Source organism: Anaerovirgula multivorans, from assembly GCF_900188145.1.
Lineage (GTDB): Bacteria > Bacillota > Clostridia > Peptostreptococcales > Natronincolaceae > Anaerovirgula > Anaerovirgula multivorans.
In genome coordinates this window covers 235,895-252,633 of record NZ_FZOJ01000006.1, presented here as the reverse complement: position 1 = coordinate 252,633, position 16,739 = coordinate 235,895, and the positions used below count along the sequence as shown (strand labels likewise).

Sequence of the window (16,739 nt, the reverse complement as noted above, 5' to 3'; positions counted from 1 at the left end):
CTAGTTTCTTCTTTACTCATGATAATCATCCTCCTTTGGGAAAATTATCTCATGATCTTGAGCTGATTAAAATGTGGGTTGGAGTTGACGCTTACAATCTTTATAGCAAATATGGATTTTTGATCACCTCAATACTGTTTATGACATTTGGCGTTTTGCGCCAGGAGCATTGGGTTGTACTGAAGAAAGCCATAAACATTTGCTTTGAGTGTATTGGATTGGGGTGACACTATGCGAATTATTAATTTCATAAAGAGCCGCCCCTTTATTCAAGCATTAGCTGCCGTTATTGCCAACGCGAATATTCAAGGGTTTTTTACAGGAAAGATTTGGCAAGGAAAAAGTAAACTTGTGTGCGTTCCGGGGCTGAACTGTTACTCTTGCCCCGGGGCGCTCGGCTCTTGCCCGATAGGCGCACTGCAAGCAGTAATTGGAGGAAATAAGCACAACTTTTCATTTTATGTCATCGGGATAATTATTTTCTTTGGAGTTACACTTGGGCGTTTAATTTGCGGTTTTCTGTGCCTGTTCGGGTTTATTCAAGACTTGTTATATAAGATTAAGGTACCCAAATTAAAAATCCCTCTAATAATTGATGCCCCGATGCGGTGGTTGAAATACATCGTATTGTTGGTGGCTGTAATTGCGCTACCGATATTCTTGACCAATCAGTTTGGCATTGCACCGCCGTATTTCTGCCAATGGATATGCCCAGCAGGAACCTTGGAAGGCGGTATCCCGTTGCTATTGAAAAATGAAGGCTTAAGGAGCATGTTAGGATTTCTCTTTATCTGGAAGATGGGACTGCTCATTTTTATCATGCTTGCTTCAGTTTTTACTTATCGCCCTTTTTGCAAATATATCTGTCCTTTAGGGGCAATCTACTCGCTTTTCAACAGGTTCAGTTTTTATCAAATGAGTGTTGATAAAGAAAGATGTAATGGCTGTAAGATTTGTGAAAGAAAGTGTAACATGAATGTAGAAATCACAAAAAACATTAACTCGCCGGAATGTATTCGTTGCGGTGAATGTAAAAAAGCGTGTAAACAAGGGGCAATTACATCAGAATTTTACCTAAAATCAAGAAAGCCTGACAGTGAATTTCAAGTTCACATGTAAATACAGTACGAGCTTGACGAGTATAAAGAAAGCGCTCAAATAATAAATGACCTAACCCCGATTTGCAGGATAGGTCATATCAAGACCCTTTCAAGGGTAGCAAGTAATCATTATTGGGGCTTAAACGAAGTGAAAGTCAGCGTCATTTAGGCGCTAGCTTTGTCACGCACTTATAGGGTGATTGTCACACCACCCCTCTTAGGGGTGGTCATAACTACCTAACGAAAACCTAACAATCCATATGCTATACTGTGTTATGTCAACAAACAAATACTGATTAAAGGAGAGACCAAACAATGTACATTATTGCAAATGCCGTTAAGAACATCGGCAGAAATAAGGGCAGAAACATTTTAATGGCAATCATCATTTTTGCTATCATTCTCACGACAGCCGTGTCTATTATCATTAACACAACAACATCGGCTATCATTGCAGATTATAAGTCGAGATTTGGTTCGGAGGTTTCGATTGAAACCAATTTTGAAATGCTTCAAAACAAAAAAGTGGCTGAGAGCTACAAAGAACTCACGGCCCAGCAGCAAATAGAATTTGGAAAGTCTGATTTGTTGCAGAGCGTAAACCTTTCGGCAACAATTGATATTTCACCAAGAAAGCTATTTTCCCTTAGTGAAAGCGAAATGGATAATTTTATTTCTAATTTTCTAAGCGGAGCAACAAGGGCGGATGGTACAAAAAACCCTGAAACAGTTACAATAAAAGGCAAAATAATTGCGACAGACAACCCTGAAGCAGACAACGACTTCAAAAAGGGAACTCGTAAAATTATCAGTGGGGAAATGTATAAAAATCTCAACGAATGTATTGTCAGCCAACAATACGCAGACCTTAACAGCTTATCCGTTGGTGACACCATTGAAGTGGACAGTTATTACGAAAATGACCCAATGACGCATAGCTTGACCATTACAGGTATTTATATGGACAATACTATGCTTGGCTCAAATCTTGAAGTAATATCTTCGATGGAAAATAGAAATAACGAGATTCTTACCGGTTTTGATACGGCCGTTAATATGGAAATGTTTAATGTACACGGAGGTGTTTCGGTGCAATATTTTTTGAAAGATCCCACGCTGCTTCCTGCTTATGAAAAAGAACTCAGGGAAAAGGGATTGGCTGATTATTACAATGTTGTCACCGACGAAGCCGGATATAAAAAAGTTGTAGGCCCTGTTGAAGGACTTGCTGGGGTAACAAATACGTTCTTGATTGTTGTTTTGATACTCGGTTCAATGGTTCTTATTCTTTTATCAAGTCTTGCAATTCGTGAACGTAAATACGAAATCGGTGTCCTTCGTGCTATGGGTATGAAAAAATCCAAAGTCGCTTTTGGACTGCTTACAGAAATGCTTGTTATCACAGTGATATGTTTAATGCTTGGTTTAGGCGGAGGATTAGCGGCATCGCAACCTGTGGCAGACAGCCTGCTTACAGGTCAAATTGAACTTGCTGAAGAAAACAATAATACAAACGGCGGCGTGCCAACGTCAGGCAGAACGGGACTTGGTGCACCAACATTTTCATCAGACACTAAACCACTTTCAGAACTTCAGGTAAATTTAAGTGCGAACGCCATTACACAGATTATTTTAATCTCTCTTGTTCTGGCAGGTATATCAAGCGTTGCAGGTATCATGTATATCACAAAATACGAGCCTATAAAGATACTTTCAGAAAGGAATTAAGGTGAATACTATGATGAGTCTTTTAACAATAGAAAATGTATCCTATAAATACAGCGGCACAAAAAAAACCGTATTAAAAAAAGTTTCGGCGGAGTTTAACAGTGGTAAGCTCTACGTGATTATGGGCAAGTCAGGTTCAGGAAAGACTACCCTCTTATCTCTTATTTCAGGGCTTGATAATTGTACGGACGGTACAATAAGTTTTAGCGGCAATCCACTTTCACAGATTGACCGTGATAAATACAGAGCTGAAAGTATTGGCGTTATTTTTCAGGGTTATAATCTTTTAACAAACGCAACCGCTGTTGAAAACATTGTGTTGTCGATGTGTATTAGCAGAACAAAGGAAAACAATAAGAAAAAAGTCGCATATAAGCTGCTTGAAAAAGTTGGAATTAATAAAGAAACCGCTGACCGTAAAATCCTCAAGCTTTCCGGCGGCGAACAACAGCGAGTTGGTATTGCAAGAGCTTTATCTCATAATCCTGACATTATCATTGCAGATGAACCCACTGGTAACTTAGATACAGATACGGAAGACAATATTTTATCTATATTAACTTCGCTGGCCCATAATGAAGGAAAATGCGTAATAATCGTTACCCATTCCAAAAAGGTATCTTCTGTTGCGGATGAAGTATGGGGTATGAAAGACGGGAACCTGACGCTTGTAAAATAAAGGATTTAGAAAAAAGTATGATTAAAACAGAAGTTGTTTTCTCAGATGATGGGAAAGATAGATATCTTTTAAAGTCAATATCTTTACTAAAATAGATACTAAAATTAGCATCAAAGAAAGCATACAAGAATCAGTGGATGAAGAAAATGATACTCAAATTCAAAAATCTGCTGGTAAGGTAGATATAATCATTGCTTGGGGGAAGGTAGGTGAAATAATAAGAAGGTGAAGGAAAGACAGGAAGATGTTATAAACCTCTTAACGGAGTATAAAGACAAATTCCACACCATCCAAGACTGTAAAGGCAGGAAAGGCTTCCATCCCCTTGCCCCACAAATCCGCCACAGTTGGAAACTGAAAAAATTGAAACTAGAATCAGAAAAAACACCAACAGAATCAAACAACTAGCCCAAGAGAGCCGCTAAAACCGCTTTCTTGGGCTTTTTCTGTTTCGCCGAACAGGAGGGGGGCCACAAAGAATGCCAAACCGAAAAAACGAGAAAAACAGCACTGGAAGCCACCAGTAAGCAAATGGAAGAAACGAGCAGAAAGGAACTCCACCAAGACCTTGGGAGGAAAGCTAAAACAACGAAAGGAGCAAGGTAAATGATAAAAATAGCCCATGTGAAGGAAGCAGAATTCCTAAAACTGCCACAGGAGGCAGTAGAAGTAATTAAGGAGATTGCAACGGTTCTTGATACTGAATACGGAGAAGATCGAGACGTAGATGGTGCGGATGGAGGATATATTCTAGTGATAGAATCCAAAAATGAACTAGAAAAATTAAAAGATATTTACATAGATATGGAGGATGTCATTGCCGAATATGTTGCCCTAATTAAGGTGACCGACGGAGAAAATTTCACCAAATCATTAATCCTACTAAATAATGATTTTTCCATTATATTAATCATACCAGTTGTAATTACTCCAAAGAGATTACTTGATGAAATGAATATTAATGACTAACGCCTAAGGAATAAACACTGCTTTCCTTAGGCTTATATTTTGTGTAATTTTACAAACCTCAATCTGAAGCAATGCTTAACAGTCCTTGATAATAAAACCATGGTAAATTATTCGCCGGATATTCTTGTGAAGTTAACAGGTATATAAGTATTTATTACCTTCTTCAGGTATAGAAATTGAAAAAGTGGTACTGTTAGCATGAAGCTAACAGCAGAATTCTAGTTTGTCAATGGTAGCCACACAGAAGAATAACTGGAAGCCATTGACAAATTAAGCTTCTGATCATGATATGAAAAACCGCAGATATACCCGTTACGGTGAATCTTATTATAAATGACTGCGGTTTTTTGATAATGGAGTTCAGTTACTTCATAGCCATCAATGAAACTCTCGATCGTATTGAGTTAAAAGACTTGATACGATCTTTTGTATGTTTTTGAGGAAAAATCAAATAAGTGAGTGGGTTTAGGTAGATATATAAGAAAATATCTATTGAATTTTATGTAGGATTAATAACATTTTTGCAGAAATATATTGTAGAAGAAATGATTTGTGTTGGTGTGGCAGTCAAAACAAATACAAATATATACACGATGTACACAAGTATATATATTATGCTATAATATGTAAAACTATTGGTACACAATAGTTTTGAAACAGGTAATTGTTTATTATACGTTTTTTGGTAGGTTAAAGGGATATTCAGGAGGTGATATGCATGCTTGCAAATGAATTATATAATCGATTAGACGAGGATTTTGATATTAAGAATATCAGAGATGACTGGAGTTTTATGGACTTTAATAGCTATATTGCTCCAACTTTCAAATCAAAATATATGGGACTTATTTTAGACAACTCCCATAATATTGAAAAGGTCTATACGGCTACTTTCCCTGATAAAGAGATTATTGAGAAGATTCTAAATACTAATGAGTTTGATGTTTTATTGTTCTCTCATCATGCTATGGGTTACAGGGGAAATATGGAAGGATTTCCGTTTTATAATATCCCCATTGAGTACTTAAAGGAAATGAAAAAAAGGCGTATTTCTTTCTATATGCTTCATGCACCGCTTGATAGAAACGGGGAGTATTCAACATCCGTAAATTTGGCAAAAGCATTGAATTTGGAAGTGGTTGATGAGTTTTGTCAATACGATAATATTAAGGTAGGAGTTATTTGTAAGACAAGTTTCAAATCAGTTTTGGATTTTTCAGACTATGTTAAAAAAGTGATTGGACATGATATAAAGCTACGAAATTATGGCGAGTTGGATATAAGAAAAGGAAAGGTTGCAATAGCGGCAGGTGGAGGATCATATCCGTTTGTAGCAACAGAATTAGCAGATCTGGGCATTAATGTATATTTAACTGGTTTTACAAAACCACTACAGTATTTTGAACTGACAATGGAATTTCATAAAATAGCAAAAGATAATCAAATTAATGTTATTGGGGCAACCCATTACTCAACTGAAAAATATGCATGCATATCAATGGTTGATTATTTTAAAAAATTGGGAGTATGTGCAGAGTTTTTAGAGGGTAAATATTTCTTAGAGGATTTGTAAAAGTAAAGATATAATTAATGTGTTTTTATGTTTATAGTAACCAACAATGAAAGTAATCTCAAATGATTGCTTTCGTTGTTTAAAAAGCTATTATAATTTCGATAATTAGAAGTGTTCCATAATAGTAAAAAATAGTGATTGGTCTATTATGGTAGCTGTTACCTAGGCAGCCATTAGATATAAAGACTAATATTTTGAAAAAACTAGCTTATTGGTATAATATACAACCAATAGAGGCAGATGATTAATTCTGTCTCTATTTATTTAATACCGTATAATGGAATTGGTATAAAATCTATGATTTTATACCAATTCTCTATTATCTATATCTATCACTAAGAGTAAAGAACAGATTTAGATCTAAAGGTGTATATCTATAATTAAGATAAGAAAAGGGTATAAGGTAGTTAAATAGATAATATAATGTAGTGTATAAAAAACATACAAATGTCAAGATTATGTAATAACGAAAAAGAAATAGAATAGAAGAGAAATTTAAAGAATTTTAAAGGAATTCATAAATAAATGTAGTATATATACAGTAATAGTATAAGGAAGGTTGTATAAAATGATGAAAACAATTAGGAGGACTACAGAAGCCTTCGAGGAAAAATATTTTTCACCTTATGCTCAATTAAGTATAAACACGAAAGGTAGAAAAATACTAGAAGAAGAATGCACTGTTCGAAGTCCTTATCAAAGAGATAGAGATCGTATTATTCATTGTGAATTTTTTCGGAAGCTTAAGGGGAAAACACAAGTATTTATTGTACAAAATGATACCTTTAGAACTAGGCTAACCCACACACTGGAGGTTAGCCAAATATCTAGGACAATTGCAAGAGCATTAAGATTAAATGAGGATTTAGTGGAAGCCATTGCTTTAGGTCATGATTTAGGACATACTTGTTTTGGGCATAGTGGTGAGGAAGTATTAGAGAAGATTATGGGTCGTTTTAAACATAATGAACAGAGCTTAAGAGTGGTAGATGTTCTTGAGAGAAATAGACAAGGTCTGAATCTAACCTTTGAGGTAAGAGATGGCATATTGAACCATACTGGTGAAGGCGTTCCAGTAACACTGGAGGGTAAGCTAGTAAAACTAGTGGACACAATTACTTATCTATGTCACGATATTCAGGATAGTATTAATGGGGAAATATTAACAAAGGAAGATATTCCTAAAGATATAATAGCCCTGTTAGGAGAAACTCATAGTCAGCGGGTCAATACATTTGTACATGATATTATTAAAGAGACCACTCTAAAATTAGAAAAAGGGGAGAAACCTAACATCTATCAAACAAAAGCCTTATATAATATTATGATGAAATTACGATCCTTTATGTTTAACACCGTCTATAATGGGGAATTATGCCTTAGAGAAAAAGAAAAGGCCACTCACATTGTAGAGTTTTTATTTCAAAATTTTATGGAAAAGCCTGAAGAACTGCCTCTTCTGTATCATAAAACTGCACAAGCAGAAGGATTTAAAAGGGCAGTGATGGACTATATAGCCGCTTGTACGGATAATGATGCAATAAAACTTTTTCAAAGTAAGGTGATTCCTTCACCAAAATACTTCTAGTCATTTGCGGGATGATATAAAATATTCTGAATTTATTTTTTTTAGCAGATAAGAAGGAATTAGGAAGATAGGTGTCGAAATACCTTCGACACAGTTTAATGGAATTATGAAATTTATATAGGAAGATGATTTTGGAGAAGGATATTTAGAAATAATAAAGAAATATAGTATAAAGTCATTCATTATTAGGTGATTTAGATGGAAAACTTTTTTCCAGAAGAACTGATTGAAGAAGTAAAAGACAAAAATGATATAGTAGATGTGGTATCTCAGTATGTACAGTTAAAATCTATGGGGTCATCCAGTAAAGCCTTATGTCCTTTCCACAATGAGAAAACGCCCTCCTTTGTAGTAAGTAGGGAAAAACAAGTGTATAAATGCTTTGGATGTGGTGAAGGTGGAGATGTTATTGGATTTATCATGAAAATTGAAAATCTAGATTTTACTGAAGCATTGAAAATGTTAGCACAAAGAGCAAACATATATATAGATGAGTTGCCTTCTTCTCATGAAGTAAAGGAAAAGCTGAAAAAACAACAACTTTATTATGAAGTTAATAAGCTTGCAGGTAGATTTTTTTATAATAATTTAGTGCAAAGGAAAAATCCAGCCCTAGAGTATATATTAAAAAGGGGGTTAACTACTAGAACAATAAAATCCTTTGGATTAGGTTATGCTTTAAATAACTGGGATGATCTACTAAATCATCTTAAAAAGGAAGGGTACAAAGAAGAAGAAATTGAAAAATGTGGCTTGATTATTAAAAACAAACAGAAGGACGGTTACTATAATCGTTTTAGAAATCGAATTATGTTTCCTATATTTGATATAAGAGGAAATGTTATAGGCTTTGGAGGAAGGGTATTAGATGATTCTTTACCTAAATATCTTAATTCACCCGAAACAGCATATTTTAACAAAAGTGAAACATTATATGGTCTAAACATAGCCCGCAAAAACTGTGAAAATGGACAAGTGGTGTTAGTAGAAGGTTATATGGACGTTATTGCTTTACATCAACAGGGATTTAAAAATGTTGTAGCTACCTTAGGTACGTCATTAACAAAGGGTCATGGATTGCTATTAAAAAAATATTTTGATCAGATTATCCTATGCTTTGATGGTGATAGTGCAGGTACAAAAGCTACTTTGAGAAGTTTAGAGCTACTACAGAATGTCCATAAAAATATCAAAATCATATTATTGCCTAAAGGAGTAGATCCTGACGATTTTATTAAAAAAGAAGGGAAAAATGCTTTTCAAAGGAAAATAAATGAAGCAGTAAGTGCTATAGATTATAAAATATATTTAGCACAACAAAAATATAGCTTAAACACAATGGAAGATCAGATTAACCTTGGCAAAGAGATTGCCAGCATCATAAAGGAAATAGATAGTCCCATTGAACAAGAAGCTTATATAAAAAAAATTGAGGAAAAAACTGGAATATCAAAGGATGCTATTACCAGAGAAGTATATGGAAGAAAGCCAGCAACTGATATAGCTAATAATACTAAGTATAGTTCCAACTACAAGAGAAATAATAAATATATAGAAGCAGTACCTTTAGTTGAACAAAAAGGGCATATTATAGCTACAAAGCAGTTGATTAAATATATGCTGACAAATACACACTTTATTGTAAGTATTATTGAAAAGTTTAATCCAGAAGATTTTATTCTTGAACATCATCGTATAATCTTTGAATTTATTTTGCAGAACCAACAAAATATTGATGCTTTAAACAAAATATTAGACTATCTTCCAAAGGTGGAAAATGAATTAAAAGATATTCTTCAGATAGATATTCAACAGATAGATATAGAGCAAGTCGTTGAAAAGTATAAAAAAGATGTACAGAGATACAAATTATTGTATCAAAGAGGAAAGCTCAAGGAAAAGCAAAACGAAATTATGCAAATGGAAAATCTAAATAAGGAAGAGGTTGAAAAACAATTGCTAAAGCTAGGTGTGGAAATGATGAAGATCAACATAGAGCTGCAAAAACTGCAATCGGAGGAAAGGAGGGAACAAAATTGAGCAATTTAAAGGATAATAAGGATAAGAAGGAATCTGTAAAAAAACTGGTTGAAAAGGGTAAGAAGAGAGGCATGATTACCTATACAGAAATTATGGATACGTTAGAAGATATAGATATAGATAAAGACCAAATAGACGAAATCTATGAGCATTTAGCGACTATGGGTATAGACGTAGTAGGAGATAAGGAAGAAGATTTAGATGTAGATGAAATAGAAATAGATAATGATATTGCAGTAGAGGAAAATATTGAAGATGATGTTGCCCTATTAAAGGGCGTTAATATTGATGATCCAGTTAGAATGTACTTAAAGGAAATTGGAAAAGTACCTCTATTATCCGCCGATGAAGAGATACAATTAGCTAAAAGAATGGAAACTGGAGATGAGGAAGCAAAAAAACGTTTAGTAGAAGCGAATTTACGATTAGTAGTGAGCATTGCAAAAAGATATGTAGGTAGAGGAATGCTATTTTTAGACCTTATACAAGAAGGAAACCTTGGACTTATTAAAGCTGTTGAAAAGTTTGATTATGAAAAGGGCTTTAAGTTTAGCACGTATGCTACATGGTGGATACGTCAAGCTATCACAAGGGCTATTGCAGATCAAGCTCGGACAATAAGGATTCCAGTTCATATGGTGGAAACTATTAATAAATTAATTCGTGTTTCTAGACAATTATTACAAGAATTGGGAAGAGAGCCAAGACCAGAGGAAATTGCTGAAGAAATGGACCTTTCCGAAGATAAAGTTCGCGAAATCTTAAAAATAGCTCAAGAACCTGTATCATTAGAAACACCTATAGGTGAAGAAGAAGACAGTCACTTAGGGGATTTTATACCTGATGATGATGCTCCAGCACCGGCTGAAGCAGCTGCATTTTCCTTATTAAAGGAGCAACTTATAGAAGTACTAGATACTTTAACACCAAGAGAACAAAAAGTTTTACGGCTGAGATTTGGTTTAGATGATGGGAGAGCAAGAACACTAGAAGAAGTGGGTAAAAAATTTGAAGTAACAAGGGAAAGAATTCGTCAGATCGAAGCAAAGGCTTTAAGAAAATTAAGACATCCTAGTCGTAGTAAAAAGTTGAAGGATTATTTAGAATAGATATATATAAGACAATAGATTCGCAAAATGCGAATCTATTGTCTTATAGCCTTAAATATTTTAAACATTGACTACCAATATTGTTTTTGTTTAGCATATTCGATTTTTTTCTTCAACTCCTCTTGAGTTTCCTGATCATCTATTTGATCCTGTAAAGTATGCATGATCTGATCTGCTTCTTCTTCCCATTCTTGAGTACGACCACCCCAGCTGAAGTGTACCATTTCTTCTGGGGGAACAATTTTTTTCTTCTTTTTATCAATATGTGGCATGAATAGACCTCCTTATAAAACCAAGATACAAATTCCTTAATAAAAGAATTTACTATTAGTGTAAGGAGAAACTATATAAAATATAATGTTATATTTTACTAGACTCTATTAAACTCTATTGTTGCTTCTCAGAATGTCTTCACATTAATATCAAATAAATTTTCATGAAATATCAACATCTATTTTTGACAGAGGATTTTACTAAAAAATAAAAATCAATAAAGGAGTAAAAAAATGCAATTAAAACTAACTCCAAGGCTAAAGAAAATTACAGAATTAATAAAGCAAGATAGTAGAGTAGCAGATATCGGTACGGATCATGGCTATATACCTATTTATCTTCTGGAAAATAAAATACCCGCTTATGTTATTGCCAGTGATGTAAATGAGGGGCCGCTAGAAACAGCTAAAAAAAATATTGAAGCCTATGGTTATGCAAATCAAGCAGAACTCCGGTTAGGTAGTGGATTAGAGACATTACAACCTGGGGAAGTGGACACGGTTATTATTGCAGGGATGGGGGGCATATTAATAACAGAACTGCTGCAGGTTGTACCACAGGTTACTAAAGAGATTGAGACATTTATTTTGCAGCCGATGCAGGCACAGCAGGAATTACGCAGATATTTAGCAAACAATGGTTTTACAATAACACAAGATTTATTAGTGAAGGAAGACACAAGAATCTATGAAATCATTGTAGTTCAAAAAGGTGAACAAGTCATAGAAGACGAAATATACTATGAAATAGGATTTCATCTGAAATCAAACCCTAAAGCATTAGCAGAAGAGTTTTTACTAGGCAAGATGCATGCACAGAAGGAAATTATAGCCAGTGTAGAGAGACAGAATTCTCCTGCTGCTATAGAAAAGCATCAGGAGTGTGTAAAGAAAGTAGCCAAGTTAGAGGAGGCATTGGAATGGCTGAGAAATTGAAAAGCATTCTTAAAATCATAGAAACATTGGCACCGAAGCATTATGCAATGAAATGGGATAACGTAGGACTACAAATTGGCAGTGAGAATGACGATATCGAAAAGGTAATGATCTGTCTAGATATAACGGAAGAAGTATTAGAGGAGGCAATAAACCATGATGTAAACCTCATTATTGCCCATCATCCCATGATTTTTTCTCCTTTGAAATCTGTATCAAAGGAAGATGTTAAGGGAAAACTCGTTTATAAGGTCATTCAGCATAATATTAATATTTATGCGGCTCATACCAATGTAGATATTGCTCCAGAAGGATTAAATGATTTTGTTGCTAATAGGATTGGTCTAAAAAATATAGAGGTATTGGATATCATAGAAAGAGAAAAGTTATACAAAGTCGTTGTCTTTGTACCAGAGGAATATGAAGAAAAAGTGGCAGATGCTTTGGCACAAGGGGGAGCAGGTCATATTGGAAACTACAGTCACTGTAGCTTTAGAAGTAGTGGTATGGGAACCTTTAAGCCTTTAGAAGGAACAAATCCTTTTATCGGTGAAAAAGGAAAAATAGAAAAGGTACAGGAAACTAGATTAGAAACCATTGTTGCACTAAATGATCTAAATAAAGTCGTATCAACTATGCTACAAGCCCATCCTTATGAAGAGGTTGCCTATGACATAATTCCCTTAGAGAATAGTGGAGAAAAAAGAGGAATTGGAAGAGTCGGAGATCTTGAGGCTTCTAAGATTTTAAATGAAATCGTAGTGGATATAAAATCAATTTTTAATACAAAGCGAATAAGAGTTGTAGGTGATCTACAGCATAAGATTAAAAAAATTGCTATTGTCAATGGGAGCGGTGCTGATTATATAGAACTAGCAAAAAACAAGGGCTGTGATTGTCTCATTACTGGTGACGTGAAATACCACGATGCACAAACAGCACTAGAACTGGGTATAGCTGTTATTGATGCCGGCCATTTTGAAACGGAGATATTTTTTGCAGACTTAATAGCAGATTATTTGCAAAGAGAGTTTAAAAATAAAAAAATGAATATAGAAATTATGAAATCTCATACAAAGATCAATCCATTTAAGATACTATAAAAAAGGATAGGAAGATCATCATAGAGGCAATCATCTATACAGATTCCAAATATTAACTTTTGACATAAACAATAATTCATGGTATGATTATATTCCTGATTAAGACAAATAAATATAGCGAGTAAGTCAGATGATCGCGTACACAGTTTATCTGTGGACGAGGAAAGTCCGAGCTCCAGAGGGCAGGGTGCTGGGTAATCCCCAGTGGAGGTGACTCCAAGGAAAGTGCAACAGAGAGATACCGCCCTCTACATCAATAAAGTGATATTCACTTTACGTTGGTAGGGGGTAAGGGTGGAAAGGTGAGGTAAGAGCTCACCAGCAGCTAGGTGACTAGTTGGCTATGTAAACCCCACCTGGAGCAAGACCAAGTAGGGACAAAAAAACGGCTGCCCGTCGTGTCCCGTGGTAGGTCGCTTGAGCCAATTGGCAACAATTGGCCTAGATAGATGATCATTTAATACAGAACTCGGCTTATAGATTTACTCGCATGAATGATATGAAAACTCAAGGATTATTGCCCTTGGGTTTTCTTGTTTTTGAGCCGATTTTATTAATAAGCGAATTGAGTTCTGATATTGACGTGTTATACTCCTATTATGCTCATTATATCTATAACGCTACTTTTCTTAAAATTTTATCGTATGGATGAGATGCATCTTTATCTGCAACAATTTCTAATTTATTTTCAGCAATCATCTTTTTGATGCGCAAGGCATACCAGCCATCTCCAACTCCTAAAGGGCATTTTCCCAAAATAGTCCCGATAAGTTGAGCCATAACAAATTCTCGGTCGGGAATATTATTGAAAATGATATGGTCGTAAAAATCTTCGGGAACAGAAATCAATTTACCATTGACCAGAGCCCGTAATGGTGCATTTTCAGCTTTTAAATCATTCCAAAGACTGCTTTGTAAGCGTTTTTCAATGTTGGATATTTCACGTTCCAAAGATAAGAATCTATAAAACTGACCAGGTTCAAGTTCCGCCCAATCAGTAAAGGATTGAATCGTATTATCAGAAACTTCACAATATTCAGGTATCGAGACAATACTAATCTTGCATTCAATATTTCGCAAAGTATCACAGAGAAAAGCAAAAGCACAAACTGAAAATGGTGTATTACTTTTCCAAACTCGTATAGGTTCTCCGTTTTTTGCGGTGATAAGTAGTTTTTCAAAATCTTCACGCTGCGAGTTGAAGAATCGTTTTATTTTGTTATCCTCAAAATTTACAGACCCAAGCACTCTGATAAATTCATTTTTGCGTTCTTCGCTGTCAATTTCATTGGCAATATCACCTATATCCAAGTTGAATCCAATGCAGACGACATCATTGGAGCTTCCTCCAATGGCTTCACCTTCAAACAGTTTTTCCAATTCTTTTTTTGTTGGCTTTTTACCTATATATCCGATAGCGCCGCCAAGTATATTTTCTTTGTTGTAGTTTTTTGCCATTTTCATAGTACCTTTTGTGCTATCGCTAAAAACGACTTCGAGCATATATTCACCGCCTATTATATAAATAATGGGAATGTGGCTGTAAGACGAAAGTCATGTTATCAGCCAATTTTATACAATATTATACCATAAATTATTGCAAAAGTGAATTGTTAATTCCAGAGCCGTCACTGAAATGCGACGGCTTTTCATATGCTCAAGTCAAAAATAAAAAGAAAGGAATGAACCCTTATGGCAGGAAAAGCAAGATATCAATTTCTACCACAGGAGGATGTGGGTATTCAGGAATTCCTCGATCGGTAGAGTGTTTGATAGCATTGATGTCTCTAAAATCAAACTTGGGAGAGGAATGGCAATGGCGGTGGTGCTTCTCGCAGAGCTGCACAGCCTTCTAAAAAAACAAGTATAAAGGTTGGCAGCTCCATTTGCTCGTTGGACTTGCCGTGGGTGGTTATTCCAAATCAAATGTCAGGTAGTACGATAGATTAAGTCTTATGAAAATCTTAATAAAATCTCATGATAAAAATCACCATTAGGGCAGCTTGCTTTGATATAATGATAAAATACTTAGCTATGCTGGAAAGGAGCGTTATTCCATGAATGATAAAATTCTTGTCGTCGATGACGAACACGATATTGCAGACTTAATAGAAGTCTATTTGAAAAATGAAAACTATGCTGTTTACAAGTTCTATTCTGCTAAAGATGCTTTAGCCTGTATCGAAACAAAAGAGCTTGACCTTGCTATTCTGGATATTATGATACCAGATATAAATGGCTTTTCCCTTTGCCAGAAAATCCGTGAACAATATACTTTCTCGGTTATTATGCTGACGGCCAAAGACGAGGAAACCGATAAAATCACTGGTTTAACTTTAGGCGCCGATGATTATATCACAAAACCGTTTCGCCCTCTCGAATTGGTCGCCAGAGTAAAAGCGCAACTTCGCCGCTATAAAAAGTACAATTTCTTCAAAGAAGAAGCAGAGATAAGTCCGGTTCTTTCATATTCTGGATTAGAGGTAAATACAAAAACGCATGATTGCTTGTTAAATGAAAAATCTATTTCGCTGACCCCTACGGAATTTTCCATACTCCGTATTTTGCTGGAACGCAAAGGAACTGTAGTAAGTGCCGAAGAATTGTTCCATGAAATATGGCAGGATGAATATTACAGCAAAAGCAATAACACGATCACTGTTCATATCCGGCATTTGCGTGAAAAAATGGGCCATACGGTAGATGAACCGAAATATATCAAAACGATATGGGGAGTGGGCTATAAAATTGGTTAAGAAAAGTCATCCTATAGAAAAGAAATTACGGCTCCAGCTGTATATTACTCTGTTAATCTATACTCTGGTTGGTTATGCCTTAGTCGTGGTAGCTGACTATGCGTTCAGTCAGTTTTCAAATCCGTTTTTTGCGTGGCTTCATTGGAGAATTGACTTAATCTATTTTTTGTATCTGGTAATCGGATATGGTTGCATTTTCTATCACTATTGGGGAAAACCTTGGGGATATTTGCAGGAAATTATAGATGCTACCAAAACTGTGTATCAACAAAACGATAGTACAATAGAGCTGCCCGAACCGCTTAAGGACATGGAAAAGCAAATGAACAAAATTAAAATGTCTGTCCTATTAAGCCAGCAGGCGGTAAAAGAGGCCGAGCGAAAAAAGAACGAATTGGTTATGTATCTGGCTCACGATATTCGGACACCGTTGACTTCCGTTATCGGCTATTTAAGCTTGCTTGATGAAGCGCCCGATATGGCAGTTGAGCAAAAGGCAAAATATGTAGGCATTGCACTGGAAAAGCTCATCAATGAATTTTTTGAGATTACACGTTACAATACGCAGCAAATCAAGATAATCAAAGAGAATGTAGACTTATACTATATGCTCGTACGGTGGCTTTGGGATAGGAGACTTTTATGTATCCCAAACCGCTACTTTCTGTTCGTGAGGGGCCGTCACCATGCTGTGACGGCTGGATGTAGCAGAAGTTTTTATCCTACATAATTTCAAAAAAATACAGAAATTTATGGGCGGTTATTGCGCCTATTTTTTAGTTTGCGAGGCATGTTGCCGAGCCGATGGTTTGAAAGAAAACCTGACACCTAGCTAATGGGAAGGCAAGCTGTAAGCAAGGACGCTTTCGGCGACGAAAGGGTCTGA

The 16,739-nt window shown here is 35.4% G+C and carries 17 protein-coding genes and 1 other RNA gene; 16 read left to right on the top strand and 2 right to left on the bottom strand.

Features of this window, described 5'->3' with window-relative positions:
• From CHB72_RS27010 to rpoD, 11 genes are all read left to right on the top strand, one after another.
• Positions 1 to 227 (top strand): CD1871A family CXXC motif-containing protein (locus CHB72_RS27010; protein ID WP_207652529.1); only part of this gene is annotated, 227 nt, incomplete at its 5' end.
• A gap of 4 nt (positions 228 to 231) precedes the next feature.
• Positions 232 to 1,119, top strand: a complete 888-nt coding sequence (locus tag CHB72_RS08785; protein ID WP_089282505.1) for a 4Fe-4S binding protein — start codon at positions 232 to 234, stop codon at positions 1,117 to 1,119.
• 296 nt (positions 1,120 to 1,415) lie between these two features.
• Positions 1,416 to 2,828, top strand: a complete 1,413-nt coding sequence (locus tag CHB72_RS08780; RefSeq protein WP_089282504.1) for an ABC transporter permease — start codon at positions 1,416 to 1,418, stop codon at positions 2,826 to 2,828.
• 13 nt (positions 2,829 to 2,841) lie between these two features.
• Positions 2,842 to 3,507, top strand: a complete 666-nt coding sequence (locus CHB72_RS08775) for an ABC transporter ATP-binding protein (RefSeq protein WP_089282503.1) — start codon at positions 2,842 to 2,844, stop codon at positions 3,505 to 3,507.
• A gap of 61 nt (positions 3,508 to 3,568) precedes the next feature.
• Positions 3,569 to 3,736, top strand: a complete 168-nt coding sequence (locus tag CHB72_RS28255) for a DUF1643 domain-containing protein (protein WP_207652528.1) — start codon at positions 3,569 to 3,571, stop codon at positions 3,734 to 3,736.
• Between the two features lie 377 nt (positions 3,737 to 4,113).
• A complete protein-coding gene (locus CHB72_RS08765; RefSeq protein ID WP_089282502.1) occupies positions 4,114 to 4,476 on the top strand; it encodes a hypothetical protein in 363 nt (120 codons plus the stop codon).
• 496 nt (positions 4,477 to 4,972) lie between these two features.
• Positions 4,973 to 5,125: an SEC-C metal-binding domain-containing protein gene (locus tag CHB72_RS28250; RefSeq protein WP_089282501.1), complete on the top strand. Its 153-nt coding sequence runs from the start codon at positions 4,973 to 4,975 to the stop codon at positions 5,123 to 5,125.
• 69 nt (positions 5,126 to 5,194) lie between these two features.
• Positions 5,195 to 6,049 carry a Nif3-like dinuclear metal center hexameric protein gene (locus tag CHB72_RS08755; RefSeq protein ID WP_242975079.1) on the top strand — a complete coding sequence of 285 codons (855 nt, stop codon included), beginning with the start codon at positions 5,195 to 5,197 and terminating at the stop codon, positions 6,047 to 6,049.
• Between the two features lie 568 nt (positions 6,050 to 6,617).
• Complete coding sequence (locus CHB72_RS08750; protein WP_207652526.1) at positions 6,618 to 7,637, top strand: deoxyguanosinetriphosphate triphosphohydrolase; 1,020 nt, start codon at positions 6,618 to 6,620, stop codon at positions 7,635 to 7,637.
• 198 nt (positions 7,638 to 7,835) lie between these two features.
• On the top strand, positions 7,836 to 9,677 hold the full coding sequence (gene dnaG / locus CHB72_RS08745) for a DNA primase (protein ID WP_089282500.1): 1,842 nt from the start codon (positions 7,836 to 7,838) through the stop codon (positions 9,675 to 9,677).
• On the top strand, positions 9,674 to 10,786 hold the full coding sequence (gene rpoD / locus CHB72_RS08740; RefSeq protein WP_089282499.1) for an RNA polymerase sigma factor RpoD: 1,113 nt from the start codon (positions 9,674 to 9,676) through the stop codon (positions 10,784 to 10,786). The genes dnaG and rpoD overlap by 4 nt, the downstream gene beginning before the upstream one ends.
• Before the next feature lie 71 nt (positions 10,787 to 10,857).
• Here the strand turns inward: rpoD and CHB72_RS08735 are convergent, their stop codons facing one another.
• Positions 10,858 to 11,058 carry a hypothetical protein gene (locus CHB72_RS08735; RefSeq protein ID WP_089282498.1) on the bottom strand — a complete coding sequence of 67 codons (201 nt, stop codon included), beginning with the start codon at positions 11,056 to 11,058 and terminating at the stop codon, positions 10,858 to 10,860.
• Between the two features lie 234 nt (positions 11,059 to 11,292).
• Between CHB72_RS08735 and CHB72_RS08730 the strand changes: the two genes are divergently transcribed.
• From CHB72_RS08730 to rnpB, 3 genes are all read left to right on the top strand, one after another.
• Positions 11,293 to 11,994: a tRNA (adenine(22)-N(1))-methyltransferase gene (locus CHB72_RS08730; RefSeq protein ID WP_089282497.1), complete on the top strand. Its 702-nt coding sequence runs from the start codon at positions 11,293 to 11,295 to the stop codon at positions 11,992 to 11,994.
• Positions 11,979 to 13,097: a Nif3-like dinuclear metal center hexameric protein gene (locus CHB72_RS08725; RefSeq protein ID WP_089282496.1), complete on the top strand. Its 1,119-nt coding sequence runs from the start codon at positions 11,979 to 11,981 to the stop codon at positions 13,095 to 13,097. Before CHB72_RS08730 ends, CHB72_RS08725 begins: the two co-directional genes overlap by 16 nt.
• Before the next feature lie 118 nt (positions 13,098 to 13,215).
• An RNA gene (gene rnpB, locus CHB72_RS08720) (RNase P RNA component class A) lies at positions 13,216 to 13,590 on the top strand.
• Between the two features lie 119 nt (positions 13,591 to 13,709).
• Here the strand turns inward: rnpB and CHB72_RS08715 are convergent.
• Positions 13,710 to 14,600 (bottom strand): DUF3658 domain-containing protein, encoded by an 891-nt coding sequence (locus CHB72_RS08715; protein WP_089282495.1) that lies wholly within the window; start codon positions 14,598 to 14,600, stop codon positions 13,710 to 13,712.
• A gap of 554 nt (positions 14,601 to 15,154) precedes the next feature.
• Here CHB72_RS08715 and vanR point away from each other — a divergent pair.
• Complete coding sequence (vanR, locus tag CHB72_RS08710; protein WP_089282494.1) at positions 15,155 to 15,853, top strand: VanR-ABDEGLN family response regulator transcription factor; 699 nt, start codon at positions 15,155 to 15,157, stop codon at positions 15,851 to 15,853.
• Complete coding sequence (locus tag CHB72_RS08705) at positions 15,846 to 16,583, top strand: sensor histidine kinase (protein WP_330397022.1); 738 nt, start codon at positions 15,846 to 15,848, stop codon at positions 16,581 to 16,583. Before vanR ends, CHB72_RS08705 begins: the two co-directional genes overlap by 8 nt.
• Positions 16,584 to 16,739 lie beyond the last annotated feature (156 nt).

Excerpts from the sequence above, each read along its gene's own strand:
- CHB72_RS08785 (WP_089282505.1), top strand. The coding sequence starts at position 232 with ATGCGAATTATTAATTTCATAAAGAGCCGCCCCTTTATTCAAGCATTA.
- CHB72_RS08780 (WP_089282504.1), top strand. The coding sequence starts at position 1,416 with ATGTACATTATTGCAAATGCCGTTAAGAACATCGGCAGAAATAAGGGC.
- CHB72_RS08775 (WP_089282503.1), top strand. The coding sequence starts at position 2,842 with ATGAGTCTTTTAACAATAGAAAATGTATCCTATAAATACAGCGGCACA.
- CHB72_RS08765 (WP_089282502.1), top strand. The coding sequence starts at position 4,114 with ATGATAAAAATAGCCCATGTGAAGGAAGCAGAATTCCTAAAACTGCCA.
- CHB72_RS08755 (WP_242975079.1), top strand. The coding sequence starts at position 5,195 with ATGCTTGCAAATGAATTATATAATCGATTAGACGAGGATTTTGATATT.
- CHB72_RS08750 (WP_207652526.1), top strand. The coding sequence starts at position 6,618 with ATGATGAAAACAATTAGGAGGACTACAGAAGCCTTCGAGGAAAAATAT.
- dnaG (WP_089282500.1), top strand. The coding sequence starts at position 7,836 with ATGGAAAACTTTTTTCCAGAAGAACTGATTGAAGAAGTAAAAGACAAA.
- CHB72_RS08735 (WP_089282498.1), bottom strand. The coding sequence starts at position 11,058 with ATGCCACATATTGATAAAAAGAAGAAAAAAATTGTTCCCCCAGAAGAA.
- CHB72_RS08730 (WP_089282497.1), top strand. The coding sequence starts at position 11,293 with ATGCAATTAAAACTAACTCCAAGGCTAAAGAAAATTACAGAATTAATA.
- CHB72_RS08725 (WP_089282496.1), top strand. The coding sequence starts at position 11,979 with ATGGCTGAGAAATTGAAAAGCATTCTTAAAATCATAGAAACATTGGCA.
- CHB72_RS08715 (WP_089282495.1), bottom strand. The coding sequence starts at position 14,600 with ATGCTCGAAGTCGTTTTTAGCGATAGCACAAAAGGTACTATGAAAATG.
- vanR (WP_089282494.1), top strand. The coding sequence starts at position 15,155 with ATGAATGATAAAATTCTTGTCGTCGATGACGAACACGATATTGCAGAC.